Raw genomic sequence first — 26,654 nt, forward strand, 5'->3', positions numbered from 1 at the left:
GGGTTACGGGTAAGCGACTGTGCGGGAAGGAGAAAAGAGAAAATTATGCCACATTCCGCTGTCGAGGGCGGTTCATCTGCCGCCGCGCCGCCTTCTATGCCACAGAACCGTGCCTGGCACATTATGCACCCCGTAAGAGGGCAAATTCGTCTGGCGATGTGCCTGTCGGGGCTGTCGGTTCTGGCTGGCATCGCATTTCTGCTTTTTCTGGCGTGGAGTATCCAACTGCTGATCGTGCAACCTGCGTCATGGCCGCTGTTGACGATGGTCGGGGCTGTGTTGTGCCTGTGCGCCAGTTATCTGCTACGTCTGCTGGCATTTAATCAGTCTCACTACGCCGCATTTCGGCTGGAAAATCAGATTCGCAGCGCGCTGGCGGAACAGCTGGCGCGGATCCTGCTGGGCGAGGTGCAGCGTTTGGGCACTGGCTCGTTGGCGAAGATCGTTCAGGATGATGTAAAAGCGCTCCACCTGTTTGTGGCGGATAGCACGCCGCTCTATGCCCGCGCCTTTGTGGCACCGCTGTGTACGGGGGCGTTACTGTTCTGGCTGGATTGGCGTTTAGCGCTGGCCGCCTTGCTGGTACTGGTCATCGGTGCCGTAGTGCTGATGCTGGCGATGCGCAATGCCGGTGAGATGAATCAGCGCTATAACCAGGCGCGGGAGGACGTCAGTACCGCCGTGATCGAATTTGTGCAGGCGATGCCGGTGGTGCGCACCTTCGATACCGGCGCGTCAACGTTTGGGCGCTACCAGCAGGCGCTGGAAAATTATCTGGACGTGCTTACGCGCTGGTATCAGCAGGCGGGGTTTTCGGCGCGTTTCTCCTTCGCGGTGCTTAACCCGCTTCCAACGCTGCTGGTGCTGTGCTGGGTGGCCTACGGTTTCTATCACGCCGTCGATCTTGATTTCAGTCTGTGGGTCGCGGTGCTGCTGCTCGGTAATGGCATGGCGGAGGCCGTCATGCCGATGATGGCGCTGAACCATATGGTGGCGAAAACCCGATTGAGTATCAGCCGGATTCAGGACGTGCTGGCGCTATCGCCGCTGCCGGAAGCGGAAAGTGATGCCTTGCCCGTCGATGCCAGCGTGAGCGTTGAGCAGGTGAGTTTCCGCTATGACCAGCACACGAGCGACTGGGTGCTGGAGGACGTCAGTTTTCAGGTGCCAGCAGGATCGGTTACGGCGTTGGTGGGGGCATCTGGCGCAGGGAAAACCACTGTGGCGCGACTCATTCCCCGCTTTTGGGATGTAACGGGCGGGCGCATTTTGATTGGCGGCGTTGATATCCGGCAGATGAAAACCGCCACGCTCATGCAGCAGGTGTCGTTTGTTTTTCAGGAGTCATTCCTGTTTGCGGACACCATCGCTAATAACATCCGACTCGGTTTGCCTGAAAAAAGCATGGACGAGGTGATAGCCGCCGCGACGGCGGCGCAGGCGCACGATTTTATCATGGCGTTGCCGCAGGGTTACGACACGCTGGCCGGTGAGCGCGGCCAGTTCCTGTCCGGCGGACAGCGCCAGCGTATCGCCATCGCGCGGGCGCTGTTGCATAACCGGCCGATTCTGGTGCTGGATGAACCGACGGCCTTTGCCGACCCGGAAAACGAGGCGGCGCTGCTGGCGGCACTTGGCGTCCTGATGCAGGGGAAGACGGTCATTATGGTGACGCACCGTCTGTCGACAATTCGTGATGCTGACCAGATCGTGGTCTTCGATCGTGGACGGCTGAGTGAATCGGGTCGGCATGAGGCGCTACTGGCGGCACAAGGCCGCTATAGCGCACTGTGGCAACACTATGAGCAGGCGCAGAACTGGGCACTAGGCAGCGCACCGTGTAGCACATCGTCGAGCAACGGGCAGTCAGGAGATCGCGCGTGATGAACAAAAACCATACCGTCATAAACCATTCCGCCATAACGACGCGGCTATCCGCGTGGTGGCACACGTATCGTCAGTTGGAGCGGGTGACGGGTTCACAGTCTCGGTTGTTCCGTCGGTGTTGCTTAAGCCTGCTGGCGGCGGCGATGACGCAGGGACTGGCGCTGGCGTGTCTGTTTCCGCTGCTGTCGGCTTTTGCCCATGCGGCGGCTTCCCGCGAGATAGCGATGTGGCTGGCGTTCATGACACTCCTGAGCCTGCTGACGTTGGTGCTGCGCTGGTATGGTCAAGGGTTTGAATATCGTGGGCAGCTTGCGGCGGCAACTCATGAACTGCGTATGCGTCTGGGAGAACAGCTGCGGAGCATGCCGCTAACCACGCTTCAGTCCGCAAGGGCGGGGGATATCAACGTGCTGCTGCTGGGCAGCGTGGATGAGAACCTGAACTATATGCTGGCGATAGTAAACCAACTGCTGCTGGCTATCGTGACGCCCGTCGTGATAGCGCTCGTCATGCTGATGGTGGAGTGGCGACTGGGCGTAAGTCTGTTGCTGATCTTTCCCGCTATCGCGCTGCTTTATCGCTGGCGGCGACCGACATTTGCCCGCACGATGCAGGCGCTGGCGGAGGTGAATCAGCAAACCAGCGCCGATATCGTGGAATATGTGCAGGGGCTCGCCGTCCTGAGAACCAGCTGTCAGCAGGCTGAACGTACGTCGGCGCTGCGTCAGCGTTTTCAGCACCTACAGCAGATACAAACGTCGGCTCACCGCAGCGGTGCCAAACCCGGCGCAGTGGTTACTAGCGTCGTGGAGTTGAGCCTGCAAGGTGTGCTGATTTTGGGAATCAGCGGCGTTGTGGTAGGCGCGTGGGATATAGCTATCGTCGCTGCGATGATGGTGATTGTAGTACGTTTCTCTGAACCGCTGGCGACGTTTGTCAGCTATACGGCCGTGCTGGAACTGATTGATACGGCGCTGCATCGCATTGACGATCTGCTGGCGATTGAACCGCTTCCCGTACACCAGCCTGTTGAGATGCCGACGACGTATGCGATCACGTTCGAGCAGGTGAGTTTTCGCTATGCGGACAAGGCTGAGGCGGTGCTCGATAGGGTAGATATTGCGCTGTCGGAGAAGGGGATGACGGCGTTGGTCGGGCCGTCGGGTTCGGGGAAAACGACGATAACGAGACTGCTCATGCGTCATGCGGATCCGCAACATGGGCGTGTGTGTATCGGCGGCGTGGATATTCGCCACATTCCAACCCGTGAATTGAATAAGCTGATTTCCGTGGTATTTCAGGATGTCTATTTGTTTGATGATTCCGTGCTGGCAAACATTCGGATGGCACGCCCGGATGCCAGCGACACAGAGATCGAGCGAGCTGCCGAGGCTGCACAGTGTCTGGACTTTATTCAGCGACTGCCGCAGGGATGGCAAACGCGGCTGGGCGATATCGGCGGCAGATTATCCGGCGGTGAACGGCAGCGTATTTCGATTGCGCGAGCTTTATTGAAGGACGCGCCGATTGTGATTTTGGACGAACCGACGGCGGCGTTGGATACCGAAAGCGAACTCGCCGTACAGCGGGCGATTGACAGGCTGGTTCAGGACAAGACGGTGATTGTCATTGCGCATCGGCTATCGACAATTGTGGGCGCACATCGAATTTTGGTTGTCGAGAATGGGGGGATTTCCCAGCAGGGAACACATAATGAATTACTGCATGCTGAAGGCCGTTATCGCGCGTTGTGGAACGCGCAGCAGAAGAGTAAGAGCCTATCCCACCATGCCCATGCTTAAGGGGTATGTCGAGGGGGGATAGATTTGATGGGATTATAACGGTTCGGGCTTGATGAGCTGTAATTCTACGCCCAGCCTGATGGCGTGTTTGGCATTCAGCACGCCCAGTTTTTTTACTACATTACCAATATGGAATTTCACGGTGCTGATTTTGATATCCAGAATCAGCGCAATTTCCGGGTAGGTTTTTCCCATGCTGGCCCAGTACAGAATTTCGTTTTCGCGCTGGGAGAAAATCTCTTTGTCACCTTGCTTTTTACTCTGCGGGCTTTGCGTCATCTCTTTGTAAAGATTGGTGATTTTCTCATGAACGGCAATAAGCAGCATTTGCAGTTTGTCTTTGTTTTCTTCAACAATATTTTCCATATCCGTTGGCGCGTGTTCTTCAAACATAATCGATAACGCCGCCAGATTATTATTGTTGTCATGCAAGACAAAGGTGTAGCCATTAACAATATCGTACTCTTTTGACAGATTAAAAATCTTGGAAAACTTCAGCTTAGAGTTAATAACGATGTTGTCTTCCCAGGAGAACGGCGAGACTTTATTTATCGCCGTCAAAATAACCGGATCAATATGCTGATAGTTATTTTCTTTATAGGTATTAACCCATTCCTGCGGGTAATTTGAGATGATCACAACCTGAGAGGGGTTCTTCTTGTTCATGATCATGTAGGCGTATTTCAGGTCGCCATATTGCTTTAATTTTCGGCCGAGATAGCTTTTTATCGTGTTATTGATAATTTCATTGTCAGAGCAAAATACAGACATGTAACGGCCTCAATAAAAGCAAGAAAGTACCTATGATATAGATGGCATCCTAAAAGTATAGTGCTGACCTATACCTAAGTCTAACTACTGTTACCCCATGATATCACTTATAATTTTTTCATGAACAGGACAATTTATAAAAAAATTCAAGAAAGTAAATTTTAAAAAATTGTTACAAATTGATTTGCCAACCCAGGGAATTACCCATAATTTTGTTCCTGTTCTGTCTACTGAATTTAGGGTGTGTGGTGTCAAGCCACGCACCCTAAAAACAGTTATCCCTTCATTCGGAGCTGGATAGTAAATAATCCGTTTTCGCTTATCAACCCCCGTCGTACTTTGCTGTTCATCGTCATGCCTTTCTCGTTCTTCTCTCGTTGTTACAGGCTGCAATGCTGCGTTGTGTAAAGAGGCGGCGGCGAGGCTAATGTTTTGATAATATTGCTATATCGAATTCTATTTTGCTCGTCAGCATCGGCTGGCAGGAGTGGTGATGAAAGTCCGCACTAAGGCTCGCCGTGAGGCTATCGTGAAAACAGCGGCGCTGCTTTTTCAGGAAATGGGCTATGAACGCGCCACCATGAATGAGCTGGCGAAGCGGGTCGGTGGTTCCAAGGCGACGCTGTATGGCTATTTTTCAACCAAAGAAGAACTGTTTACGGCTGTCGTTCGTGAACATGCGACCATGCATCTGTCCGAGGCAACGGCGGAGCTGATGACGGACACGCTGGCAGCCGAAACGCTGGACGTACAGCTGTCGCGCTTCGGCGAACGCATTCTGTACGTGTTGACCAACGATAGCAGCGCGATGGCAATTTATCGGATGGTGGTGGCAGAGGCCGGGCATTCCGATATTGGTTCGCTGTTTTATGATTCTGGCCCGAAAGAAAACGTTGATAAGCTGTCTGAACTGATGGCGGCGGCGATAGCACGGCAGGAACTTAAGCCGGGAAACCCACGTTTGCGGGCGTTACAGTTTTTGGCGCTGCTGACGGCAGAAATCGATGACCGCATATTCCACCGTCATTTACAGCCAATAAGCCTCGACCGCATCCGCGAGATCGTCGGGGATGCGGTCAGTATGTTTATGGCCGGGGCGGCGGCGTAGAGCAGGTGCCTTGGCGATTCGGCATCCAGCGAGTCGCCGTTGCGGCGATTTGCTCCGCTAGCCGCGTGATGACCTGCTGCTGAGCGTGCAGCATGGCGGTATCACTGTTCGCCGCCTGCTCGGTAAACTGGCTGCGACAGATCAACCGTGCGCGCTCATCTTCTTTTCCAACGGCGCTTAGGCTCCAGTCGGCGTCAAACGTCACCGATTGACCGGGCCAGCTATCAAATCGCCGAACCTGAAGCTGAATTCTGACCACCGGCGTGTCTGCCGAACGTACCAATCCTGAAACATCCTGCGTGTTGAGACGCTGCGTCAGATCGGCGGAAAGCGCGGTACGGATTTCCTCACTCAGCGGGCTGAGCCAACGGTCATTATCCAGCACGACGGCACCGCTATCACCCTGTCGAATAACGAGCTGCGACGTATCAAGCTGTGCTGGGACACCAACGGGCAGCACATCGATAAAAAAGGGTGCTGCATGTGTTGTGTTTGTCATAAAGGATAGCGTTGCAGCTGGCGAGGCGGGCGTCAGCAGCGTGTGGTAACGTACCGGAGGCGACGAGCAGGCGCTCAGCAACGCCATAACGGTAAGCGATAACAATAATGCCACTCGTTTCATCTTGAAGATCCTTCTCGGGAAAGGGGATCGCGGTTCAATGCTGCCGACGATGAATCACTTGGTCGCCCTTGCAGCAGCGACTCCGGATGACGGTCAATCTGCTCGGCTAGGCTGCGCAGGGCGCGCAAGGTGCGCTGAATTTCCTGTAGTGACTGCGTGATGCCCAGTTGCAGCGGCGAATCCTCTTCCAGAACATCCTGTGCGCGGCGTGTGGCCTGCTGCATTTGTTTCATCAACCGATTAGCCTCTGGCAATGTCTGTCCGTTAACCTGTCGCAGCGCTTTATTGGCTTCTACCAGCGTGGTGTTCATGTTGCGGCCGATTGCATCCAGCGGCAGGTTATCGATCTTGCCGATGATACTCGCCATCTGCGTTTGTAACCGATCGAATCCCCCATCGACGGTGGGCAGCACTAACGGGCGGGCGTTGAGATCAAACGGTGTCTTCGCCGCATCAGGCACAAAATCGAGTGAGATATAAAGCTGTCCGGTCAGCAAATTGCTCGGTGCCACCTGTGCACGCAGACCGTGTTCAACCAGATCGCGCGTAAACTCAGCAGTTTGCTGTTCGAGCGACATCGCCTGCTTAGGTAACTTATCCAGCACGTTGCCGAGCCGGTTAGGAAACACGTCAATGCTGACGACGGTTGGAAAGCGATAGCCCGTTTTGCTGTAATCCAGCTCAATAGCAGTGACATGGCCGATTTTGACGCTGGAGAATTCCACGGGCGCACCAATCTCCAGGCCGTGCAGCGAACGGTCAAAGCGGAGTTTGAAGGAGATGGGGGGACCATCCGGCGGTGACAGGGCTGATTCCCGATCGCTCGCCAGTTTGTAGGTGGTCAGCGGTTCCGGTCGGGCAATCGTGTTGTCCAGATCGGGCGTGGAAAACGCGATGCCGCCAGTCATGACGGCAGCGAGGGTTTGTGTTTTGAGGCGAAAACCGTTGGCGTCCACCGAGAGATCCACCCCGCTGGCATTCCAGAAGCGGGTATTGGGTGTAACAAAGTGGTCATAGGGCGCATCAATGAAAACCTGAAGCTGGACGCTGCGACCATCGCGATTCAACTGGTAAGACGCGACGCGGCCGACGGGGATGCGGCGGTAGTAAACCGGCGAACCGCTATCCAGCGATCCGAGATCGTCCGCCTGAATGACAAAACGGCTGCCCGGCATGCCGTTAATTACCGCGGGCGGCGACTCTAAACCGATAAAGCGAGTTTCTCCCTGAGTCGATTCGCCTTTATCGGCTCCAATGTAAGCGCCGGAAAGCAGGGTATCGATGCCTGTCACACCGTTGATAGCGACGCGTGGGCGAACCACCCAAAAACGGCTATCGGTACGCGCCAGATTTTCCGCATTTTTATTGAGCTGTACCGTGACGAGAACCTGCTGGCTGTCCTGACTCAGCGAGATGTCTTTTACACTGCCTATCACGACGTCTTTATATTTGACGACGGTGCGGCCCGCCTCAAGGCCGCTTGCGCTCTGAAAAGAAATCACGATTTCCGGCCCGGTATCCGACCAGGTGTGAATCAGCATAGCGAGCCCCGTTAGCATGGCGAGTGCCGGTACCAGCCAGATTAATGAGATTCGCCAGCGTTGGCGGATAATCACCGGCTCGCCGGGTTGTTCGTCGATCATTTCTTGTCACCTTTCCAGATAAGACGCGGGTCATAGCTCATGGCAGATAACATGGTCAGTACCACCACCAGCCCAAAAAAAAGAATGCCGCTGCGAGGTTCCGCTTCACTCAGCGGTGGAAATCTGACGAGCGCAGAAACGGCGGCAATGATGACGACATCCAGCATGGACCAGTAACCCACCCATTCCGTTAGCCTATACAGTGTCGCGCGCTCGGCCATCGCCTTACGGCTTTTTTGGCGAGACATGACGAGCAGCAGGCCGAGAATCAGAAATTTCATACAGGGGATGACAATGCTGGCGGTAAAGATCAGCAGGGCGATGCCGTAATCGCCGCTGTGCCAGAAATCCATCACGCCGCTTAAGATGGTGCTTTCGCTCCCCAGTCCGAACAGACGGGTGTACATCACGGGTAACACGTTGGCGGGGATATAGAAAATCAGCGCGGCAACCAGCAGCGCGGAAGAGTACGCGGTGCTGTCTTTGTGGGAAGGCGTCAGCCGCGACCGGCAGCGTGGGCAACGTACCGCATCGTGCGAGTCGGCATCATGCTGACAGACGAGCCCGCATACCGGACAGGCGACCAACGGCAACGGTTGGGGGGACGGATTACTTTTCATGGCTGACCACGCTGCGGTTACCGTCCGTGGGCACCAGTGACCACAGTGGGCGAAGGTCCACGCTGTTGACGACGACGAGCAGCAGCATCAGCGCCGCCAGCGCCCAACAGCCTGCCCCAGGCATCACCTGCATAAAACCGGAGAGCTTGATGGCGGCGATCAGAAAACCCAACGTCGCAATTTCCAGCATGCTCCAGGGACGAAGCCACAGCAGTATCTTCATTACAGGAATAAAACCGGGGGCGCAGCGGCCTTGATTAGCGAACATCAGCACCCAGCCAGTCAGCATGATTTGCAGAAAGGGGGCAATAATCAGGAGAAAAAAACAGCCTATCGCCAGCGGCAAGGTTGCCCCGTTAGCCAATGCGAGCGCCGCTTGCCACAGCGTGGCCGTATTCTGTAGCGCATGGAAACTAACGCTCAGTACCGGATAGCTATTGGCGATAAAAAACAGGATGGCCGCCGTTTGTATCAGTGCCAGCCGATGCCCGATATTCATCCAGCCTGAACGATACAGTGTGGCCTGACAGCGCGTGCAGCGTGCCGCCTCACCGGGGTTTAACGCTCGGTAATGATGCACGCTGTCACAGTGCGGACAGATAATTAAGTGGGGATAGATTGTCATCATGCTGTTCCGCACCGTGATAGTCGTTTTCCGCTTACTTCAGCATGTCAGCCAGTTCTTCAGCCGCTTTATCGATACCGACCTCTGCGGCGCTCAGTGCACCCACGCTGGCGCTGACGTTCATGGCGTTCGGGTACTGCTTCGCGACATAGGCATTGAGCAGTTTGTTGGTCGTCGCATCATAAATTTCAACGGCATAGTTCACGGATCCGTTGAGCAGACCTTCTTTGCCACGGATGGACTGCACGATGTTGTATGGCCCGCCAGCCAGGTCGAATTTGGTAAACGTGCCGGCAACCGGTGTTGTGGTATCGGCCCCCGTCAGCGTCAGTTTCAGCCGCAATGTGCCGGGGGCAGGCGAGGTCACTTCGTTGAAACGGGAGCGCAAGGTTTTACTGAACGTATCCTGCATATAGGCGGCCAGCGACTGCTTGTCCTGCTGTGACATGTCCTTGAACTGGTTATCGCTGCCCTGATAAATGCTGACCGGGTCGATGATGATGTGAGTGTATTGCGTCCAGTCGACGGGCGTGGTGTAGCGGTAAGGAATGCGATCCGCGTGCTCACCGGTGTTTTGCGCCAATTGCGAAGACGATGCGATGCCGCTGTAGCGCACGGGGGGATTACTCGCGCAGCCCGCGAGTACGACAGCCAGAGCCAATACGGTAGGACGTGCAACCCGGGATAATGTGAACATATGAGAATCCTGTAAAGAGAACCGCGAAATAGCGTGATAACACGCAGCCTTAGCCACACGACGTCCAGCCACGCCAGCCGCTGAGGTGCCAGAGCACCGTCACGGTTGCTATGCGTAAATGTCGGCATGCGTACTTTTTATAAAACTGAACTGTACGGTATGTTTTTAGTTTTTTCTGACTGCGCTGTCAAGAGAGGTGTGAGGTTTTCTTCTCAGGCAACATTTCTGTCACGATTTGGGATAAGGTGTTGGCAAATTCTGCCGATATTAATGATTCAGGGAATGTTATCTGCACCTTAAGGATGCTAGCCGACTGTTATACTGAAGAGGGCTGATATCCGTCTACTGGTCCGATGATTAGCATCGTTGGATGATAAGGTTGACACACTTAACAAATATTTACGTTTGACGCTGGATAAGATTAAAGAACACGACTATCACGTACAGTGGAGCGGTCGGATGTTGGTTCCTGTTTGCTCACATCTCGAATGTTGCCTGGTTACGGTATACCTATAATGACAATGACTCGCACTGAGGAAAGCATGGATAATTTTCAAAAAGAAATTGATGAGAGAACAAACCTCACCTCTGCTAATAAATTTGAACTCTTATTATTCCAGCTGGGCAAATCACCCGAAGGTGGCAAATCTGAGCTGTTTGGCATCAACGTGTTTAAGCTGCGTGAAATCGTGCCGATGCCTACGCTGACCAAAGCGGCTGGCATGAAATCGCCGATGCTGGGTATGGTCAACATTCGTGGACAAATCATTCCCGTTATCGATCTTCCTGCCGTAGTCGGCAGTTCATCGGAAACTGGCCTGAACATCCTCCTTATCACGGAGTATGCGCGTAGTACGCAGGCATTCGCCGTGGAGTCAGTCGACGATATCGTGCGTCTGGAATGGAGTCAGGTTCTGGCCGCTGAAGCGGGCGTGAGCAGCTCCTATATCACAAGTATTGCGCGTCTTGATAACGACAAAGACAGCAACCGTCTGGCGCTGGTGCTGGATGTTGAACAGATTCTGTTTGATATCATTCCTGGCGATCGCGAAACCAAGCTCAAGAACGCAGAAGAGAAAATTTACCCTTATACGCCAGGTGCGATTGCGATTGTCGCGGAAGATTCCAAAGTCGCTCGTTCGCTGCTTGAGCAGGGGCTAACCCAGATGGGCATTCCGTTTAGTATGCACATCACCGGGCAGGATGCCTGGAACAAGATTCGACAAATTGCGCTAGAAGCACAGTCGGAAGGCCGACCTATCTCGGATAAGATCTCAATGGTCCTGACCGATTTGGAAATGCCGGAAATGGACGGCTTTACGCTGACAAGAAATATCAAGCGTGAAGAATACCTGAAGAATATCCCGGTGGTGATTCACTCTTCACTGTCTGGTAGCGCGAATGAAGATCACGTACGCAATGTTGGCGCAGATGCTTACGTCGCGAAATTCGAGATCAATGAACTGTCGACGGCGATTCAGACGGTACTGAATAAAGTGAAACGCCGCTAATTAGTCAATCGCGCGAATTACCCTATTCGGCCTTTGCCTCCTCCTTGACGGGAGAGGGCAGAGGCCGATTTTTTTAGTCATTGAATACGGCCAGTATTGATCTGGTAGCAGAAGATTAATCCAAATCAGATGCCTGATGGCGCTCGGCGACCTGCTCAGACTCTTCGCCCCAGGTGCGGTTGACCTTACGACCGCGAATCACTGCCGGACGAGCGGCAATCTCGTCAGCCCAACGAATCACATGCGTATAGTCGTGTACGGATAAGAACTCTCCGGCGGAGTAAAGCGCGTTTTGTACCAGCCCGCCGTACCACGGCCAGACGGCGATATCGGCAATCGTGTAGCTGTCACCTGCTAGATAACGGCTCTCTGCCAGTCGACGGTTGAGTACATCCAACTGACGCTTGGTTTCCATCGTGAAACGGTTAATCGGGTATTCAAATTTTTCCGGCGCGTAGGCGTAGAAGTGCCCGAACCCACCGCCAACGTAAGGGGCGGAACCCATCTGCCAGAAGAGCCAGTTCAAGGTTTCAGTACGCGTGGCGAGGTCGTTCGGCAGCAGCGCGCCAAATTTCTCGGCCAGATACACCAGAATGGAACCGGACTCGAACACGCGAACCGGTTTTTCGCCGCTTTGGTCAAGCAAGGCGGGGATCTTGGAGTTCGGGTTGACGTCGACAAACCCGCTGGAGAACTGATCTCCATCACCTATCTTAATCAGCCAGGCATCGTACTCTGCTCCCGAATGGCCTAGCGCCAGCAGCTCTTCCAGCATGATTGTCACTTTCACGCCATTTGGCGTTGCCAGCGAGTAAAGCTGAAGTGGATGCTTGCCAACGGGCAGCGCTTTTTCGTGCGTTGGGCCAGCGATTGGGCGGTTAATATTGGCGAAAGCACCGCCGGAAGAGGCGGGCTGCCAGACTTTTGGCGGCACATAGGTTGGGGACGTAGCCATTCAAAATCTCCTTATGCATGAAAAGAGAGCGAGTTAAGTCAACACCATAACAAACTCACGCAGCTCGCTGATACCGTTCTGTTCTATCTCTACTTATTTAGGATATAACGCGAGATCCGCACATTGCTGAGGGAAGAAGTCAATGTGCGGATTGCCTTCAAGGCTTAATAGCCGACGGTAAAGCGCTGACGAGAGTGTGCCGGGTTTTCAATTTCATCAACCAGCGCAACGGCATAGTCTTCGAAGGAGATGCTGCTGCCTTTATCGTTACTCAGCAGCGTGTCTTTGCCGAGGCGGAAGGTGCCTGTGCGTTGACCCGGAACAAATTCGGCGGACGGTGAAAGGAACGACCAATCAAGATCGTTTTCCTGTTTTAACAAGTCAAGGAAAGCTGCGCCGCGAGAGGCTTCAGGACGATAAGCATCAGGGAAATTTGGCTGATCGATCAGGCGCTGGCCGGGTGCAATTTCAAGGCTCCCCGCGCCGCCGACGACCAGATAGCGTTTCACGCCTGCAGCTTTAACGGCTGCAATCAGGGTAGCTGGATCGGACGAACCAAATTTAACGGCGCTGACCACGACGTCATGTCCTTTGAATAATGCGACCAGCGCATCTTTGTCCAGCGCGTCACCCTGCTTAGCGGTAACGTTCGGCAGTGAAGCAATTTTTTCTGGCGAGCGTGCGATGGCGGTGACCGTATGCCCACGGTCCGATAATTCTTTAAGAATGCGTGAACCGGCATCGCCTGAGGCGCCAATGAGAGCGATATGTGACATGTAGACTCCTTATTATCTTGTTTTGGGACTAAGTAACAAAAATAGACTATAGAGAATCTGGATGGTACATTCCCGGCTTTCTCCCTACAAGAAGTCACCAGTATGCAACTAGGTCACACAACAATGACTAATGACACCCTCAACCATGACGCGGTTAGCCAAAAAACATCGCCAGCGGAAAACGCCGACGATTCCGCGTTTGATCATCCTTGTCCGATCCGTGATGTGTTGGATCGCATCGGCGATCGGTGGAGTCTGTTAATACTGGAAGCGCTGGCGCAACAGACGCTGCGTTTTAACGAATTACATCGCCATATCGACGATATTTCGCGTCAGATGCTGTCACGCACGCTAAAACGACTCGAAGCTGATGGATTCATACATCGGACGATCTATGCGGAAGTTCCCCCGCGCGTGGAGTACACGCTGACACCATTAGGGCACTCCTTTTTGCAACCCATGCAGTTGTTGATTCAGTGGGCTGATAAGAACCATGCCGAAATTTGCCGCTCTCGCCGTCAGGCCAGACTGCGCGATGTCTGAATCGCCATTTGACGCTTAATCAATTGCTCTATCCAATCGACATATCACGGCATTGTGCGACCTTGTTCGCACGAGGCCAGCATGTCATTTCACTTGCATCGTAAATCTGGAATGTCGCTTCGGCTTCTTTAGTTGTGTCGGTGCATGTCGTTTGTTATCACGTCATTATTCACATTATAGCTTTTAACCTATATAGCATTTGAGCTATATTAGAGGTGGCCCAGTGTGGAAAATTGAAACGACGGACGTGTTTGATAACTGGTTCAGCGCTTTTATGATGAGATGATCCCGCTTGCCGATCGGGAATTCACAAAGTATCTGAAAAAATCAGAGAAGAAGGGGTAATGCTATGGGCAGAACGCTGGAACAGCTTCTTGCGGATGAAAAACCAGATGTCGCCGCCGATGCTCACGCTATAGCGGCAGACATGTTACTCAATATTCATCTCGCCGAACTGCGTGAGAGGGTACAAAAAACGCAAGTGGAAATGGCGCAGGTGCTTGGCTTAAAACAGCCGACCATTGCGGGAATGGAAAAACCCGGCCGCGATCTGAAACTTTCTACACTCAAACGCTATGTTGAGGCGACCGGCAGTAAACTACGCCTTGATGTTGAACTGCCGGACGGTTCTCACTACGGGTTCACGCTGTAACGCCCCATCTCGTATGGTAGCAAAGAGGGGCTACCCTATTTGTCCACTCGGGTTACTGCGTCATTAAGCAGCGTGAGATAGCGTGAACTCGAAATATTCCTGCCGGTGATGACGCAGACGGTTTTGCGTCCACCAATCTCCTTCGCGTAGCGAATGGCTCCCGCGACAGCGGGCACCCCTGAAGGCTCGACAACATGGCGATGCAGATCGAGCATTGACAGCATCGCTGCTTTGATTTCGTCTTCTGAGACGGTGAGCACGCGATCGACGCGATCACGAACCAGCGGCCAGGTCATCGCGCTGGGCTCTATATAGCCACTCACGCCCTCGGCGATGGAGGGGGCCAGATCGACGGAAATCGCTTCACCCGCTTCTTTCCAGCGGGCGAACGTCGGGCTCGCTTCACTTTGTATGCCCCACACTTCGATCGCGGGATTGATTGCTTTGGCCGCTGTCGCAATCCCGGAGATGAGCCCGCCGCCGCCGATGTTCACCAGAATAATCTCTGCATCCAGCCAGTCCTCCATGATTTCAAAACCGACAGTGCCACCGCCTGCAATCATATGCGGGTTGTCGTAGGCAGAAACGAAGGCGGCACCTGACTGCTGCGCCGCTGCGATAGCCGCCTGCCTCGCTTCTTCGATGTCATCAAAGAACGTAATATGTGCGCCACAGCTTTTCATGGCTGCGACCTTCATGGGATCTGCCGCGCGTGGCAAAAAGATGGTTACGGGGATGCTCGCAACCTGCCCGGCATAGGCGAGCCCTAATCCATGATTTCCTGCCGTTGGGGCAATGACGCCAGCGCGGCGCTGTTCTGCATCCAGATTGGCAAGCACGTTTGCCGCACCACGCAGCTTAAAGCTACCGGTCTGCTGGAGGTTTTCCATTTTGAGTCGGATTTCCGCACCAACAAGGGAGGATAGCGGTGGCGAATGATCCAGCGGTGTCCTGCTTATTGTTCCCTTGATCTGCTGAGAGGCGGCGTAAATATCCTTCAACGTTACAGAGTCGGTTGCCCTTTGGTGTTTGCTTGTCATAGTATTCTCCAATCAGCTGTATATGGAAATGACTATATAGGTATTTAGCTATATGAACAAGCATGTGACGACAACGGCCGATTTGCTGCGAGCGCTCGGCAATGAGCAACGGCTCATTATTTTGGAATGGCTCGCCGATCCCCGCGCACACTTCCCGGAACAGCAGGACGGGGATCTGGTTAACGATGGGGTTTGTGTCGGTTTTATCACTGAGAAAATTGGCTTGAGCCAGCCAACCGTCACCGGCCATCTTCAATATCTTTCAAAAGCCGGGATTGTCACATCGAAACGCATCAAAAATTGGGTGTTCTACAAACTCGTCCCTGAGCGTTTAGATGAGGCGACCGCCGTATTATCTGAACTGGCCAAGACTGCCTCTCGTCAGCAGTAAGGGGCGCTCAAGGTATTACTTTCCCTGCGATTTTGGCCTGGCTGTGCGTCCCCGCGCAGCAGGTTTTACGGGCACCGTTTGGCCGTATTCCATCCACCATGCGGTTAACGCCTGCATCGTCGGCCCAAGCCCGCGAGCCTTATCCGTAATTTCATACTCGACGCGTGGAGGGACTTCCGCGAAAACGGTGCGAGATACCAGACCGTCCGTTTCCAGCTCACGCAGTTGAGCTGTCAGCATGTGTTGCGTAATGCCGGGTATCGCTTTTCGGAGCTCTCCGAAGCGATAAATCCGTTGATTGAGCAGCCACATAATTTCTAGCTTCCACTTGCCTGCCAGCAGCCCAAATGCCCGGCGCATTTCCTCGTGCATGTTGATCTCAGGATTGCCATTAGTCTTGTTTTCCATACTAACCATCACTATTTCATCCTACTTGCGGTAATTCATGTTAGCAGACATTCTGCACCAACGTTGGAAAACACCCGTGAGGAAATGTCATGCAAGCACACTACATTTACTGGATCAGTACCGCACTGTTATCACTGCTGTATATCGCCTCAGCGACGATATACCTCACCAAAAGGGAGTGGGTCCGCCAGACGATAATTGACTTTGGTTACCCCGGCTATCTTGTGCCGATCCTCACCGCAGTGAAGATCCTCGCTGTCGCTACCATCCTTTCCCGCATTAGCGTGCCGCTCAGCGATCTGGCCTATGCGGGCATGTTCTTTCATCTGCATCTTTCGGCTATTGCGCACATTGGCGTACGTAAGCCTGGTGGTGCCTTACCGGCAGGGCTAGGGCTCGTATTGTTGATAGCGTCCTTTGCTACCCAAAATGCGGCGCGTGAGACTCCTTCGCCTTATGGCGATATCGGCACAGAACACCATCTGACGAGTAGCGCGAAGGGGAGTGCGTACTGACCTGAAGCGTCGTTCGTTTTGGCCTTTCACATTTTATCAAGATATAAGGGAGCAACATGAAAGTGACACTGTTTGGTGCGACGGGGAAAACAGGGCGTTATTTGATTTCCGAGGGTCTTAAACGCGGAATAGAACTGACGGTGTTTGCGCGCACGGGTTCTTTATTTGACGATCCAAACGTCCGTGTTATTCGCGGCGAATTGACCGACAAAGAAGCGCTGAAAGATGCGATTCAGGGCGCAGATGCCGTGTTGTCCGCGCTTGGTCCAACCGCGTTGAAGCACCCCAACACGTTACCGATTACCCGAGCGATGCAATCCATTATTACGGTGATGAAGCAGGAAAATGTCACCCGTCTGATTGCGGTTTCGACCGGAACGGCGGCTGACCCGGACGACGGTTCAGACTGGAGAATTCGGTTTCCTGCATGGTTGATCAAAATAATGATGGCAAGTGCTTATCAGGATATTATTGCTCTCGCAAAAACAATCCGCGCCTCGGAAGTAGAGTGGACGTTGGTCCGCGTTGCCTTTCTTAATAACCATCCCGCCTCGGGCCCCCTTAATGTGGGGCTTTATGGCAAAACCAAACACACCATGACGTTATCCCGTGAGGCATTAGCCACGTTTATGTTCGATCAATTACTGGATGATCAATTCATAAACAGGGCTCCGGGAATTAGCACGAAATGAAATGCGTCTAGAGTAGTGTGCGCGTGTGATCATAAATCGAGGCCTTGATTCATGATCACTGCTCATAAACTCATGCTGATTTGGCACGATTATCCTTTGGACTAAACCCTCTATCCGGTTTGGGGCGTATCTTGGGATTATTTCTGACATCAGCAGCAGAGGGCAGGGCGACATGCGTCAGTGTTAATCCTGCCAGTGCGCTAATCAGCATCCTTCGGGTGGAATCATGTTCGTCAGTCATGGTCAGGTTCCTTATCGTTCCGATGATGGACAGATTTGATGCGTGCTTCGCTAACTGTCCGTTTTTGTGACTCGTGCGGTCAGCGCGATTAGCGCACTGGCTAAGGTAAATAAGGCGATGATCCACGCCATCGTCCACGGTGTCCCATCGCTTCGCAGCGCAAGCAATAACGAGGAAATAATCCCACTACCGTACTGTAGCGATCCGATGAGGGCGGACGCTGAACCGGCAATGTTCGGTACCGCATCAAGCGCGGCGGCGGTGGAAGTGGCGGCGATGATGCCGTTCATCGAAAAGAAGACAAACACCGAAACCACAATCAGAGCCATTCCCCCGATATGCAGTTTCGTGCCGATAGCCAGAACGAAAGAGGCAGCGGTGGCGATCAGTACAGCAAATTTAAGCAGTTTCTCTAGCGAGTAGTGCTGAACCAGACGACGGTTCACCACGCTCATTCCCATCACGCCGACGATATTCAGCGCAAATAGCCAGCCGTAGTGCTGTGGATCAACCCCGAAGTAGGTGATGTAGACAAAGGCCGAACCGGTAATAAAGGCGTAGGCGGCAACATAATAGAACGTCAGGCATAAGGTGAAACGCATGAAGTTAGCGTTCGTCAGCAGGGCATAATAGTTGCGAAAGGCGCTGGGCAACGACGCCTTCACCCGCCGATCTTCGGGTAACGTTTCAGGTAGCCAGCGTAATGAAATCAGCATGGCGATACCAACCACCGCCAGCAGCCAGAAAATGGCATGCCATGATGTTACTTTAATCAGCTGTCCGCCGAGAAGTGGCCCGGCAATCGGTGCAATGGCCATCACGATAATGAGCGTCGAGAGCATTTGCGCAGCGCGGGTGCGGCTAAAGAGGTCGCGGATCATCGCGCGAGCCAGCATCGGGCCGGTACACGCGCCCAGTGCCTGAAAGACTCGCCAAAAAACGATTTGCGACATATCCGTAGACAGGGCGCAGCCGACAGAACCGATGATAAATAGGACCATACCAATAAACAGCGGCACCCGACGCCCCAGATGATCGCTTAACGGCCCCCAAATCAGCTGTGCGATGCAAAAGCCGATTAAAAAGCCGGTGATGGTCAGCTCCGCATTGCCCTGTAAATCTTTTGCCATGACGGGCATGGCGGGCAAATAAATGTCTGTCGATAACGACGTGAATGCCATCAGTGCACTAAGAATGGCAATAAAAAATAGTCCTGATGCTTTTTCCGGGCGGGTTTGAACTTGAGTCATATCTATCCATTGGGTCTTATATTCTTCGGACTATCTTATCGGGATTGTGTCTGGTGATAATCGGGTTCGGCAGGATAGGCGTTATGAGTGGCGCTCATGAATCAGCGGTGATTTAAGTGAGGAAGGGGGCGTAAGCCCCGTGAATTTAAAAGGTGTAGGTTTAAGCATTATTGTACGGCACGCTTCCAACGTGGCAGGTAAGCGAATGCGATGGCAACAAGCCCCATACCGCCAGCCAGAAAGAAGGTTAGCTGCATGCCATTCGCGAGGGAAGCGGGGGCGGCATGGGTAAAATCTTCCGTGCCGACCCCCAGAGCGAAGACCTGTCCCATGATTGAAGCACCCGCGATCAACCCAATATTGCGCGACAGGTTAAGCAGGCCAGAGACCGTACCGCGCTGCTGGCTTGGAACCTCAGCGAGGGTAGCGGTGTTGTTGGCCGCCTGAAAGAGCTGATAGCCGGGCGTCAAGACAACAATGGCAAGAATGTATCCCGTGACGCCGAGCAGATTGGGCAAGATCGCCAGCATGAAGGTGCCCGTCACCACAAGAGAGAGCCCGGCGGTAAGAGCCCGTTTAAACCCCCAGCTATCGACCAGTCGCCCTGATGGAATCCCGCTAAAGGTCGCAACGGCAGGGCCAATGGCCATCACCAGTCCCACCAGCGTTTCCTTCAGTCCAAGACCCAGACCAAGGTAGTAGGGGCCGACGATCAACGTCGTCATAATAATGGCGGTGACGGCCGCATTAATCGTGAGATTCGGCCACAGTGTGGTGTTCCGCAACGGCGATCCTCCTGATTGCGCAGCCTTTTCCTTCACCGGCGTGGCCGGCAGTAGGGTAAAAGCCATGAACAAAACGATCGTGACCAGCGGGATCTGTATCCAGAACAGGCTACGCCATCCTGCTATCGCAAGCAGGAAGCCGCCGACAGAAGGGCCAAGCGCGGTACCCAGTGCGGACACCGTTCCCAGTATCCCCATCGCTCGCCCGACATGCTTCTCACCGGCTGTTTGCCTCAGCAGTGCCATGCCGAGCGTCATCAGGAAGGCCGCACCGATCCCCTGAAGTGCTCTTGCCGCGATAAGTTGCCACAGCTGGGGGGCAATGGCACACAGCAGCGAAGCGAGGGCGAAAAGTCCAAGACCTGCAATGAAAACGGGCTTCAGCCCATAGCGATCGCCAAGGCGACCTGCGAGCACAACCGAAAGCGCCATGGCCGCAAGGTAGGAGATGACAACGGCCTGCACCTGCGCGAAGGGCGCTGAAAATACCGCTGTCAGCGTCGGAAGGGCAATATTGGCAATACTTGTTCCCAGCGAGGCCGACAGGATTGCGAGTGCCAGTGTAATGGTGACCCCCGATGTGGCCTGCTCTGGTTCGCCCGGTTGGTTAATTGTCATTTTTTATCCTTGTCAGAATGTGGGTTCCAGAGCATGCTACAAATTAAAGTCGACTTGAGGTCAAGCATGAAATTTCTGGATATAGGCGAAATCGCGGAGAAGAGTGGAATCAAGCCTTCGGCGCTACGTTATTACGAGGAAATTGGGCTGATTGCTTCGGTGTCCCGACATGGGCTTCGGCGGCAATTTCCTGCCGACGTGCTGCTGCAACTCAGGCTGATTACGATGGGGAAGTCGGCGGGGTTCTCACTGCAAGAAATCGCCGGCATGTTTAACAAGGATGGGATGCCGGACTTGCCCCGCACCGCGTTGCATAAGAAGGCCGACGAAATCGATCGGCAAATCCATGAGTTGAAGATATTGCGCGACACGCTGCGGCACGTTGCCGACTGTTCTGCGCCATCGCATATGGAGTGTCCGACGTTCAGGAAGCTCGTTGAAACCACGCACCGAAGACGGGATAAAACGAGCAAGCCAGCCATTCGAAAGGCTCCCCAGAAGACGAAAAAATAACGTGTAATCCGCTATCCGTGGCGGATTTTCTTACGCGAGAAGACTCGCGCGCACCGGATATGCAACCGGTTTCTTATTTCTGTTCTTGCCCTCGCTTTTCCTCTAGAATTTCTGCCATTCGGGCCGCGCTGAATCAAGTCAACGTCAGGCAGACCCACGACATTAAATAATCAGCATTGATAAAGGATAAGTGCCATGAGCGAAAGATTTCCGCACGGCTTTATGTGGGGTGGGGCTACCGCCGCGAATCAGGTCGAAGGGGCCTACAATATCGACGGCAAAGGGCTGTCGATTGTTGACGCCATTCCCGGCGGCAAAGCGCGTTTAAACATCGTGGCTTCCGACGCGTTTGACTTCACGCTGGATGAGCAGCGCTACACTTATCCTAACCATAAAGGCATCGATCACTACCATCGCTTCCGTGAAGATATTGCGCTGTTTGCCGAGATGGGTTTCAAATGCTATCGCTTCTCCATTGCCTGGACGCGCATCTACCCGAACGGCGTTGAGCTGGAGCCCAACGAAGCGGGGCTGAGTCACTACGAGCAGGTGATCGATACCTGTATCGCCCACGGCATCGAGCCCGTGATTACGATCTCTCACTATGAGATGCCGCTGCATCTTGCCACCGTTTTTGGCGGCTGGAAAAACCGTGAGTTAATCGGCCACTTCGAGCGTTTTGCTCGTACGGTGCTGGAGCGCTTCGGGCATAAAGTGAAGTACTGGATGACCTTTAACGAGATCAACGGCGCTGCCCACTTCCCGATCATGAGTCAGGGTCTGACGGTACAAACCGGTGCGCTGGATCCACAGGCCAAATTTCAGGCGTGGCATAACCAGTTTGTCGCCAGCAGTCTGGCGGTGAAAATTGCGCATGAGACCAATCCGCAGATTCAGATCGGTTGCATGATTCTGTTTGCCACGAATTACGCCTATGACTGTAACCCTATCAATCAGTTGGCGGCGCTGAAAGAGACTCAGTCATTTAACTTTTACTGCGCGGACGTGCAGGCGGGCGGGAAATATCCCTACTATGCGAAAAGCCTGTGGCAGTCGCTGGGCGTCACGCTGGATATTCAGCCGGGAGATCTGGAGCTGATTAAACAGCACACTGTCGACTATATCGGCTTCAGTTATTACATGTCTTCCACCACCTACAAAACTGATCCAGATGCGGCGGCAGCCCACGGCAACCTGCTGGGCGGGGCGCGCAATCCGTTCCTGGAAGCCAGTGAGTGGGGCTGGGAAATCGATCCGATAGGGCTGCGCATTGCGCTCAACCAACTGTATGACCGCTACGAAAAACCGCTGTTTATCGTCGAAAACGGTCTGGGCGCAGTGGATAAGCCGGATGAAGACCGCTACATCGCCGATGACTATCGTATCAACTATCTGCGTCAGCACATCGAAGCAATGGCAGACGCGATTGCCGACGGTGTTGAGCTGATGGGATATACCCCGTGGGGCTGCATCGATCTGGTCAGCATGTCTACCGGCGAGATGAGCAAACGCTACGGTTTTATCTACGTCGAACTGGATGACACGATTTCCGGCAGCGGCAACCGCTATAAAAAGAAATCGTTCCATTGGTATCAGAAAGTGATTGCCACTAACGGTAGTGATATCAGCTAAATGAAGGCTTCCCGATGCTGAGGGGATCGGCATCGGGAATGTTTTTTCGCAGACCAGAAATTTATCGTCCAGACTTAACCCAAAGACGTAGTCTGCGCAGGCATTGTGCTTTACACTGCGCGCTGCAAAAACTGAGTAGATAAACGATTAAGTAGGCGACAATGGCGATGAACGGAACGATCACAACCTGGTTTAAAGATAAAGGTTTTGGATTTATCAAAGATGAAAACGGCGATAACCGTTATTTTCATGTGATTAAGGTCGCCAATCCTGATCTGATTAAGAAAGATGCGGAGGTCACTTTCGAACCCACCACGAATAACAAGGGGTTGTCAGCTTATGCTGTGAAAGTGGTGCCGGAAAGTAAATACATCTATATTGCAGGTGAGCGCCTTAAGCTCACGTCGATCAAGTCTTATCTGGTTTACAGCGAAGAAGTGCCCGCCGACACCAGTATTGATAAAGAAAATGTGGTGCTGTCTGTGGGGATACTGATGAATAGTATCAGGCCGAAATCAACCGCTAAGCCGGGTGAAATGCGCTCGCTGAAAAAACTGGCGATCACTACCTTCCAGGGAACGACGTTAATCTTCTCGGAAGATGAGATAGACATCGATGCCACGGTGAAAATGCTCAAGGTCTGAAATCATTCGGACTGACCCTGTGCCGAAATCTCTGCGCCACTCACCAGCAGAATTTCGGCATTGTTTCCGCTAGCTCCCTCCAAACTCAAGCCGCACAGCGCTGCAATCTGGTACTACCCCAAAAATTACAGGTATAATCCTACAAATTATTCAACGGGTTTAGGAACGAAGATGACAAAGCTCACCTTACAAGAGCAGATGCTAAAAGCGGGATTAGTGACCAGCAAAAAAATGGCCAAAGTCCAAAGAACGGCGAAAAAATCACGCGTTCAGGCTCGTGAAGCAAGAGAGGCTGTGGAAGAAAATAAAAAAGCACAGCTTGAGCGTGATAAGCAGCTAAGCGAACAACAAAAACAAGCTGTTTTATCTAAAGAGTATAAAGCGCAGGTGAAGCAGCTCATTGAAATGAACAGAATCAATATTTCAAAAGGCGATATTGGTTTTAACTTCACAGATAATAATTTAATTAAAAAAATAACTGTGGATAAGCTGACGCAGGCTCAGCTGATTAGCGGCCGTCTCGCTATTGCTCGTTTGGTGGTTGATGGCAGCAGCGAGAGTGAATACGCGATTATTCCCGCGATCGTAGCCGATAAAATTGCACAGCGAGATGCGAGCAGTATTGTATTAAATAGTGCGCTGAGTCAGGAAGAGCAAGACGAAGACGATCCGTATGCTGATTTTAAAGTGCCTGATGATTTAATGTGGTAATTAACGCTTTGCCGATGCGTATATAGATGAAAAGCCCTTACGGGCTTTTCATTAAGGCTATGTATGACTCAACTCGGACTGAACTGCTGTGATCTATTTGGCGACGTTATTTACCCAAGAGCTCTCTGCGGACGATTTCTGCGCCTGCACTTAACGCATTGAGCTTGCCTCTTGCGACGCGACGAGATAAAGGAGTCATGCCACAGTTGGTGGACGGATAGAGCTTGTCGGCATCCACAAACTGTAGGGCTTTTCGTAACGTATCGGCGACTTCCTCGGGTGTCTCAATGGTATTGGTTGCCACGTCAATGGCACCGACCATCACTTTTTTACCGCGAATGAGTTCAATAAGATCCATTGGAACACGAGAGTTCTGACATTCCAGTGAAATGATATCGATAGCCGATTTTTGCAGCTTAGGGAAAATTTCTTCATATTGCCGCCACTCGGACCCCAGCGTCTTTTTCCAATCGGTATTGGCTTTGATGCCATAGCCATAGCAGATATGTACCGCAGTTTCACATTTAAGCCCTTCAACGGCTCGTTCTAAAGCGGCAATTCCCCAATCATTCACCTCATCAAAAAAGACATTAAAGGCAGGCTCATCAAATTGGATAATGTCGACACCCGCCGCCTCTAATTCTTTGGCTTCTTGATTAAGAATTTTAGCGAATTCCCAGGCGAGTTTTTCGCGACTTTTATAGTGGCTATCATAGAGCGTGTCGATCATCGTCATGGGACCAGGCAGAGCCCATTTAATGGGTTTTGTGGTTTGCTGACGTAAAAATTTGGCGTCTTCAACAAAAACGGGTTTTTGGCGAACCACCGCACCAATGACTGTCGGCACACTCGCGTCATAGCGATTACGAATTTTAACGATCTCACGTTTCTCGAAATCAACACCGCTGAGGTGCTCAATAAACGTCGTGACAAAATGTTGGCGCGTTTGCTCGCCGTCGCTGACAATATCAATCCCTGCCTGTAGCTGATCGGCCAGGCTCAAACGTAGCGCATCTTGTTTGCCCTCAATCAGTTCCTCGCCTTGCAATTTCCAAGGGGACCAAAGGGTCTCAGGCTGTGCCAGCCAAGAAGGTTTCGGTAAGCTGCCTGCAGTGGAAGTGGGTAACAATATTTTCATAATAATCGATGACCTTGTGTGTTTGGTTAATCAAAGAACGTAATTAGCAGACCATTGCTCAAGAATAGCTTGGTATGGTTTGATGAAGTTTTTCTCAGTAAACTTTCCCTGCTCGATAGCCAACAGGCTACGTTCTTCTCTATCGTAAACAATTTGAGTGAATGAATGATCCTGATGATTCAGGCTTGGCTGATAGCACTGGCCTGCTGCAGAGTTCGCATTGTAAATCTCAGGTCGGTAAATCTTTTGAAAAGTCTCCATCGTGGCGATGGTACTGATCAGCTCAAGATTCGTGTAATCACTCAGTAAGTCACCAGAAAAATAGAAAGCTAAAGGCGCGACACTATTTGGCGGCATAAAATAGCGAGCCTGCAATCCCATTTTATGGAAGTACTGATCGGTCAATGAATATTCATCTTGCTGGTATTCGACGCCTAACACAGGATGCTGATTTCCAGTCCGATGATAGGTGTTTTTACTTGAAACACTCAGGCATATAACCGGCGCTTTACTAAAATTTTCTTTGTAAGAATCTGAGTTTACAAAGCATTTAAATAGGTTGCCATGCAAGACGCCAAAGCTATCGGGGGTGCTAAATCCGGGGTGATTCTTATTATGATCTGACAGCAAGACGCTAAAATCATAATCTCGCACGTAGGAGGAGAAATTATTTCCTACAATGCCTTCAATGCGCTCGTTGGTTTTTTTATCAACAATATTGGTTTTCAGTATTTCAATGACTGGGAAGCTGTTGCCATTGCCTTCTATATCAACCTCAACGGAAATGATATCAAGTTCGACAGAATAGCGATCCCCTTTGGGGTTATCCCAACTCGCCAAAGAATTGAAACGATTGTCAATCATCGTTAAGGCGTTGCGCAAGTTCTCCTGGCGGTTTTTTCCTCTCGCCAGGTTCGCAAAGTTGGTCGTGATACGCGTGTTTTCGGAGGGGTTATAATTTTCATCGAAACACGTGTTCTTAATCGTAAAGGTAAAATTCTTATTCATCGCGATCTAGCATCCTAATTCTTGATATAAAACCTGAATTTATTGCTTGTTTTTCCAAGGTTTTCAGGTCTTATAATTTTGCAGGTTTCATCTTGTCTATAGTAGTGCACAATTTATGCCAGAGTCATTGCGTGAGTAAAAGTGATTTAATTTCAATAGACATGAGCCATCTTCATGACTTGATGTGTGGTCTGGATCGGTAACGTTGCCGTGGTCTTTGTTATGCGGAATTTACACTTGTAATTCATTGGGTTAGAGTCGAGTGGCTGCATAATCTCATGGTAAGGCTAAAACGGAAACGCTCACACTGCCTTTCGCTCTTAAGAGGCTACACTGTCCTCGTTTAGTGCCTTGTCCCATACGGATGACAGAAAAACGACATAAGAATGGTATTATTCAGTCCAGATGATGCAAGCATCAACGGACATAGACCTTAACCCTTGGGGACGACTCATGAATAATGAAATACCGCTTAAATTTTATGACATCACGGATGAGTATTCGACCGAATCTGACAAGCCGGTGAGCGAGTCAGAACGTGACGCTCTGGCGCGCTATTTCCAACTGCTGATCACCCGCTTAATGAATAACGAAGAGATCAGTGAAGAGGCGCAGAAAGAGATGGCCAGTGAAGCCGGTATCGACGAGTTTCGTATTGATGAGATCGCGACGTTCCTGAATCAATGGGGCAATGAATAACGCTTGTTGAGGTCATGGTGAAAGGATGCAAAGCGAGTGTCGCTGTGTCTGTTTCCCATCTTGGCCGACCGTCCTAATATGCTAAAAACAAAAATCCCGCCTCGGTTTCCTGGAGCGGGATTTTTAAATGTGGTCTCTGCTGGGGCAGGTTAGGACA

29 protein-coding genes are annotated in these 26,654 nt (G+C 52.2%); 14 read left to right on the forward strand and 15 right to left on the reverse strand.

Going from position 1 to position 26,654, the window contains the following annotated elements:
* Positions 1 to 45: 45 nt before the first annotated feature.
* A complete protein-coding gene (locus NXT09_RS00480) occupies positions 46 to 1,884 on the forward strand; it encodes an ABC transporter ATP-binding protein (protein ID WP_370690886.1) in 1,839 nt (612 codons plus the stop codon).
* Positions 1,884 to 3,689, forward strand: coding sequence for an ABC transporter ATP-binding protein (locus NXT09_RS00485; protein ID WP_268578483.1), 1,806 nt, complete (start codon positions 1,884 to 1,886; stop codon positions 3,687 to 3,689). The genes NXT09_RS00480 and NXT09_RS00485 overlap by 1 nt, the downstream gene beginning before the upstream one ends.
* A gap of 33 nt (positions 3,690 to 3,722) precedes the next feature.
* Here NXT09_RS00485 and NXT09_RS00490 read toward each other — a convergent pair whose 3' ends face one another.
* The gene (locus NXT09_RS00490; protein ID WP_205551164.1) at positions 3,723 to 4,460 is read right to left on the reverse strand and encodes a LuxR family transcriptional regulator; all 738 of its coding nucleotides are present in this window, start codon (positions 4,458 to 4,460) and stop codon (positions 3,723 to 3,725) included.
* 493 nt (positions 4,461 to 4,953) lie between these two features.
* Between NXT09_RS00490 and NXT09_RS00495 the strand changes: the two genes are divergently transcribed.
* Positions 4,954 to 5,568 carry a TetR/AcrR family transcriptional regulator gene (locus tag NXT09_RS00495; protein WP_268578484.1) on the forward strand — a complete coding sequence of 205 codons (615 nt, stop codon included), beginning with the start codon at positions 4,954 to 4,956 and terminating at the stop codon, positions 5,566 to 5,568.
* On the opposite strand, the gene NXT09_RS00500 is transcribed toward NXT09_RS00495, so the two are convergent.
* Genes NXT09_RS00500 through NXT09_RS00520 form a run of 5 tightly spaced genes read right to left on the reverse strand, consistent with a single transcriptional unit; the run spans position 5,546 to position 9,775 of the window.
* Positions 5,546 to 6,190, reverse strand: coding sequence for a PqiC family protein (locus NXT09_RS00500; protein WP_268578485.1), 645 nt, complete (start codon positions 6,188 to 6,190; stop codon positions 5,546 to 5,548). The two genes, NXT09_RS00495 and NXT09_RS00500, sit on opposite strands and share 23 nt — an antisense overlap.
* Positions 6,187 to 7,833 carry a PqiB family protein gene (locus NXT09_RS00505; protein WP_268578486.1) on the reverse strand — a complete coding sequence of 549 codons (1,647 nt, stop codon included), beginning with the start codon at positions 7,831 to 7,833 and terminating at the stop codon, positions 6,187 to 6,189. The genes NXT09_RS00500 and NXT09_RS00505 overlap by 4 nt, the downstream gene beginning before the upstream one ends.
* A complete protein-coding gene (locus tag NXT09_RS00510; RefSeq protein ID WP_268578487.1) occupies positions 7,830 to 8,453 on the reverse strand; it encodes a paraquat-inducible protein A in 624 nt (207 codons plus the stop codon). Before NXT09_RS00510 ends, NXT09_RS00505 begins: the two co-directional genes overlap by 4 nt.
* Complete coding sequence (locus NXT09_RS00515; RefSeq protein WP_268578880.1) at positions 8,443 to 9,078, reverse strand: paraquat-inducible protein A; 636 nt, start codon at positions 9,076 to 9,078, stop codon at positions 8,443 to 8,445. The genes NXT09_RS00510 and NXT09_RS00515 overlap by 11 nt, the downstream gene beginning before the upstream one ends.
* Before the next feature lie 34 nt (positions 9,079 to 9,112).
* On the reverse strand, positions 9,113 to 9,775 hold the full coding sequence (locus tag NXT09_RS00520) for a DUF3313 domain-containing protein (RefSeq protein WP_268578488.1): 663 nt from the start codon (positions 9,773 to 9,775) through the stop codon (positions 9,113 to 9,115).
* A 542-nt stretch (positions 9,776 to 10,317) separates the two neighbouring features.
* Here NXT09_RS00520 and NXT09_RS00525 point away from each other — a divergent pair.
* A complete protein-coding gene (locus tag NXT09_RS00525) occupies positions 10,318 to 11,286 on the forward strand; it encodes a chemotaxis protein (protein ID WP_095699050.1) in 969 nt (322 codons plus the stop codon).
* A gap of 115 nt (positions 11,287 to 11,401) precedes the next feature.
* On the opposite strand, the gene yghU is transcribed toward NXT09_RS00525, so the two are convergent.
* Both yghU and NXT09_RS00535 read right to left on the reverse strand, forming a co-directional pair.
* Positions 11,402 to 12,241, reverse strand: coding sequence for a glutathione-dependent disulfide-bond oxidoreductase (yghU, locus tag NXT09_RS00530; protein WP_010298718.1), 840 nt, complete (start codon positions 12,239 to 12,241; stop codon positions 11,402 to 11,404).
* A 164-nt stretch (positions 12,242 to 12,405) separates the two neighbouring features.
* The gene (locus NXT09_RS00535) at positions 12,406 to 13,017 is read right to left on the reverse strand and encodes an NAD(P)-dependent oxidoreductase (protein WP_044203472.1); all 612 of its coding nucleotides are present in this window, start codon (positions 13,015 to 13,017) and stop codon (positions 12,406 to 12,408) included.
* Positions 13,018 to 13,119: 102 nt separating this feature from the next.
* Here NXT09_RS00535 and NXT09_RS00540 point away from each other — a divergent pair, with 102 nt between their 5' ends.
* Complete coding sequence (locus NXT09_RS00540; protein ID WP_370690887.1) at positions 13,120 to 13,560, forward strand: winged helix-turn-helix transcriptional regulator; 441 nt, start codon at positions 13,120 to 13,122, stop codon at positions 13,558 to 13,560.
* 349 nt (positions 13,561 to 13,909) lie between these two features.
* Positions 13,910 to 14,212 carry a transcriptional regulator ProR gene (gene proR, locus NXT09_RS00545; RefSeq protein ID WP_174877502.1) on the forward strand — a complete coding sequence of 101 codons (303 nt, stop codon included), beginning with the start codon at positions 13,910 to 13,912 and terminating at the stop codon, positions 14,210 to 14,212.
* Between the two features lie 35 nt (positions 14,213 to 14,247).
* Here proR and NXT09_RS00550 read toward each other — a convergent pair whose 3' ends face one another.
* Positions 14,248 to 15,252, reverse strand: a complete 1,005-nt coding sequence (locus NXT09_RS00550) for a threonine ammonia-lyase (RefSeq protein WP_268578490.1) — start codon at positions 15,250 to 15,252, stop codon at positions 14,248 to 14,250.
* A 52-nt stretch (positions 15,253 to 15,304) separates the two neighbouring features.
* On the opposite strand from NXT09_RS00550, the gene NXT09_RS00555 reads away from it, so the two are divergent.
* Positions 15,305 to 15,643, forward strand: coding sequence for an ArsR/SmtB family transcription factor (locus NXT09_RS00555; protein ID WP_095994191.1), 339 nt, complete (start codon positions 15,305 to 15,307; stop codon positions 15,641 to 15,643).
* 15 nt (positions 15,644 to 15,658) lie between these two features.
* Here NXT09_RS00555 and NXT09_RS00560 read toward each other — a convergent pair whose 3' ends face one another.
* Complete coding sequence (locus tag NXT09_RS00560; protein ID WP_235776296.1) at positions 15,659 to 16,051, reverse strand: winged helix-turn-helix transcriptional regulator; 393 nt, start codon at positions 16,049 to 16,051, stop codon at positions 15,659 to 15,661.
* Between the two features lie 89 nt (positions 16,052 to 16,140).
* Here NXT09_RS00560 and NXT09_RS00565 point away from each other — a divergent pair, with 89 nt between their 5' ends.
* Positions 16,141 to 16,566 carry a DoxX family protein gene (locus NXT09_RS00565; RefSeq protein ID WP_268578491.1) on the forward strand — a complete coding sequence of 142 codons (426 nt, stop codon included), beginning with the start codon at positions 16,141 to 16,143 and terminating at the stop codon, positions 16,564 to 16,566.
* Between the two features lie 56 nt (positions 16,567 to 16,622).
* Positions 16,623 to 17,258, forward strand: coding sequence for an NAD(P)-dependent oxidoreductase (locus NXT09_RS00570; protein ID WP_268578492.1), 636 nt, complete (start codon positions 16,623 to 16,625; stop codon positions 17,256 to 17,258).
* Positions 17,259 to 17,328: 70 nt separating this feature from the next.
* On the opposite strand, the gene NXT09_RS00575 is transcribed toward NXT09_RS00570, so the two are convergent.
* From NXT09_RS00575 to NXT09_RS00585, 3 genes are all read right to left on the reverse strand, one after another.
* A complete protein-coding gene (locus tag NXT09_RS00575) occupies positions 17,329 to 17,499 on the reverse strand; it encodes a hypothetical protein (protein ID WP_268578493.1) in 171 nt (56 codons plus the stop codon).
* 50 nt (positions 17,500 to 17,549) lie between these two features.
* Positions 17,550 to 18,749, reverse strand: coding sequence for a multidrug effflux MFS transporter (locus NXT09_RS00580; RefSeq protein ID WP_268578494.1), 1,200 nt, complete (start codon positions 18,747 to 18,749; stop codon positions 17,550 to 17,552).
* A 167-nt stretch (positions 18,750 to 18,916) separates the two neighbouring features.
* Entirely contained in the window at positions 18,917 to 20,152 is a 1,236-nt protein-coding gene (locus NXT09_RS00585; protein WP_268578495.1) for an MFS transporter, read from the reverse strand.
* A 66-nt stretch (positions 20,153 to 20,218) separates the two neighbouring features.
* Between NXT09_RS00585 and NXT09_RS00590 the strand changes: the two genes are divergently transcribed.
* The 4 genes from NXT09_RS00590 (at position 20,219) to NXT09_RS00605 (ending at position 23,652) form a co-directional block, all read left to right on the forward strand.
* Positions 20,219 to 20,665 (forward strand): helix-turn-helix domain-containing protein, encoded by a 447-nt coding sequence (locus tag NXT09_RS00590; RefSeq protein WP_205551133.1) that lies wholly within the window; start codon positions 20,219 to 20,221, stop codon positions 20,663 to 20,665.
* Positions 20,666 to 20,860: 195 nt separating this feature from the next.
* A complete protein-coding gene (locus NXT09_RS00595) occupies positions 20,861 to 22,297 on the forward strand; it encodes a glycoside hydrolase family 1 protein (protein ID WP_268578496.1) in 1,437 nt (478 codons plus the stop codon).
* A gap of 161 nt (positions 22,298 to 22,458) precedes the next feature.
* On the forward strand, positions 22,459 to 22,941 hold the full coding sequence (locus NXT09_RS00600; protein WP_268578497.1) for a cold-shock protein: 483 nt from the start codon (positions 22,459 to 22,461) through the stop codon (positions 22,939 to 22,941).
* Between the two features lie 171 nt (positions 22,942 to 23,112).
* A complete protein-coding gene (locus NXT09_RS00605; protein ID WP_240585001.1) occupies positions 23,113 to 23,652 on the forward strand; it encodes a DUF2058 domain-containing protein in 540 nt (179 codons plus the stop codon).
* A 106-nt stretch (positions 23,653 to 23,758) separates the two neighbouring features.
* Here the strand turns inward: NXT09_RS00605 and NXT09_RS00610 are convergent, their stop codons facing one another.
* Positions 23,759 to 24,790 (reverse strand): methionine synthase, encoded by a 1,032-nt coding sequence (locus tag NXT09_RS00610; RefSeq protein ID WP_095699060.1) that lies wholly within the window; start codon positions 24,788 to 24,790, stop codon positions 23,759 to 23,761.
* A 30-nt stretch (positions 24,791 to 24,820) separates the two neighbouring features.
* Positions 24,821 to 25,798 carry a DUF1852 domain-containing protein gene (locus NXT09_RS00615; protein WP_268578498.1) on the reverse strand — a complete coding sequence of 326 codons (978 nt, stop codon included), beginning with the start codon at positions 25,796 to 25,798 and terminating at the stop codon, positions 24,821 to 24,823.
* A 453-nt stretch (positions 25,799 to 26,251) separates the two neighbouring features.
* Here NXT09_RS00615 and NXT09_RS00620 point away from each other — a divergent pair, with 453 nt between their 5' ends.
* Positions 26,252 to 26,497: a YmjA family protein gene (locus NXT09_RS00620; protein WP_205551123.1), complete on the forward strand. Its 246-nt coding sequence runs from the start codon at positions 26,252 to 26,254 to the stop codon at positions 26,495 to 26,497.
* Positions 26,498 to 26,654: the final 157 nt, after the last annotated feature.

Origin of the sequence: Pectobacterium jejuense (assembly GCF_026800125.1) — a bacterium.
GTDB classification, from domain to species: domain Bacteria; phylum Pseudomonadota; class Gammaproteobacteria; order Enterobacterales; family Enterobacteriaceae; genus Pectobacterium; species Pectobacterium jejuense.

Coding starts and splice junctions, on each gene's coding strand:
- NXT09_RS00480 (WP_370690886.1), top strand. CDS start 46: ATGCCACATTCCGCTGTCGAGGGCGGTTCATCTGCCGCCGCGCCGCCT.
- NXT09_RS00485 (WP_268578483.1), top strand. CDS start 1,884: ATGAACAAAAACCATACCGTCATAAACCATTCCGCCATAACGACGCGG.
- NXT09_RS00490 (WP_205551164.1), bottom strand. CDS start 4,460: ATGTCTGTATTTTGCTCTGACAATGAAATTATCAATAACACGATAAAA.
- NXT09_RS00495 (WP_268578484.1), top strand. CDS start 4,954: ATGAAAGTCCGCACTAAGGCTCGCCGTGAGGCTATCGTGAAAACAGCG.
- NXT09_RS00500 (WP_268578485.1), bottom strand. CDS start 6,190: ATGAAACGAGTGGCATTATTGTTATCGCTTACCGTTATGGCGTTGCTG.
- NXT09_RS00505 (WP_268578486.1), bottom strand. CDS start 7,833: ATGATCGACGAACAACCCGGCGAGCCGGTGATTATCCGCCAACGCTGG.
- NXT09_RS00510 (WP_268578487.1), bottom strand. CDS start 8,453: ATGAAAAGTAATCCGTCCCCCCAACCGTTGCCGTTGGTCGCCTGTCCG.
- NXT09_RS00515 (WP_268578880.1), bottom strand. CDS start 9,078: ATGACAATCTATCCCCACTTAATTATCTGTCCGCACTGTGACAGCGTG.
- NXT09_RS00520 (WP_268578488.1), bottom strand. CDS start 9,775: ATGTTCACATTATCCCGGGTTGCACGTCCTACCGTATTGGCTCTGGCT.
- NXT09_RS00525 (WP_095699050.1), top strand. CDS start 10,318: ATGGATAATTTTCAAAAAGAAATTGATGAGAGAACAAACCTCACCTCT.
- yghU (WP_010298718.1), bottom strand. CDS start 12,241: ATGGCTACGTCCCCAACCTATGTGCCGCCAAAAGTCTGGCAGCCCGCC.
- NXT09_RS00535 (WP_044203472.1), bottom strand. CDS start 13,017: ATGTCACATATCGCTCTCATTGGCGCCTCAGGCGATGCCGGTTCACGC.
- NXT09_RS00540 (WP_370690887.1), top strand. CDS start 13,120: ATGCAACTAGGTCACACAACAATGACTAATGACACCCTCAACCATGAC.
- proR (WP_174877502.1), top strand. CDS start 13,910: ATGGGCAGAACGCTGGAACAGCTTCTTGCGGATGAAAAACCAGATGTC.
- NXT09_RS00550 (WP_268578490.1), bottom strand. CDS start 15,252: ATGACAAGCAAACACCAAAGGGCAACCGACTCTGTAACGTTGAAGGAT.
- NXT09_RS00555 (WP_095994191.1), top strand. CDS start 15,305: ATGAACAAGCATGTGACGACAACGGCCGATTTGCTGCGAGCGCTCGGC.
- NXT09_RS00560 (WP_235776296.1), bottom strand. CDS start 16,051: ATGGAAAACAAGACTAATGGCAATCCTGAGATCAACATGCACGAGGAA.
- NXT09_RS00565 (WP_268578491.1), top strand. CDS start 16,141: ATGCAAGCACACTACATTTACTGGATCAGTACCGCACTGTTATCACTG.
- NXT09_RS00570 (WP_268578492.1), top strand. CDS start 16,623: ATGAAAGTGACACTGTTTGGTGCGACGGGGAAAACAGGGCGTTATTTG.
- NXT09_RS00575 (WP_268578493.1), bottom strand. CDS start 17,499: ATGACTGACGAACATGATTCCACCCGAAGGATGCTGATTAGCGCACTG.
- NXT09_RS00580 (WP_268578494.1), bottom strand. CDS start 18,749: ATGACTCAAGTTCAAACCCGCCCGGAAAAAGCATCAGGACTATTTTTT.
- NXT09_RS00585 (WP_268578495.1), bottom strand. CDS start 20,152: ATGACAATTAACCAACCGGGCGAACCAGAGCAGGCCACATCGGGGGTC.
- NXT09_RS00590 (WP_205551133.1), top strand. CDS start 20,219: ATGAAATTTCTGGATATAGGCGAAATCGCGGAGAAGAGTGGAATCAAG.
- NXT09_RS00595 (WP_268578496.1), top strand. CDS start 20,861: ATGAGCGAAAGATTTCCGCACGGCTTTATGTGGGGTGGGGCTACCGCC.
- NXT09_RS00600 (WP_268578497.1), top strand. CDS start 22,459: ATGGCGATGAACGGAACGATCACAACCTGGTTTAAAGATAAAGGTTTT.
- NXT09_RS00605 (WP_240585001.1), top strand. CDS start 23,113: ATGACAAAGCTCACCTTACAAGAGCAGATGCTAAAAGCGGGATTAGTG.
- NXT09_RS00610 (WP_095699060.1), bottom strand. CDS start 24,790: ATGAAAATATTGTTACCCACTTCCACTGCAGGCAGCTTACCGAAACCT.
- NXT09_RS00615 (WP_268578498.1), bottom strand. CDS start 25,798: ATGAATAAGAATTTTACCTTTACGATTAAGAACACGTGTTTCGATGAA.
- NXT09_RS00620 (WP_205551123.1), top strand. CDS start 26,252: ATGAATAATGAAATACCGCTTAAATTTTATGACATCACGGATGAGTAT.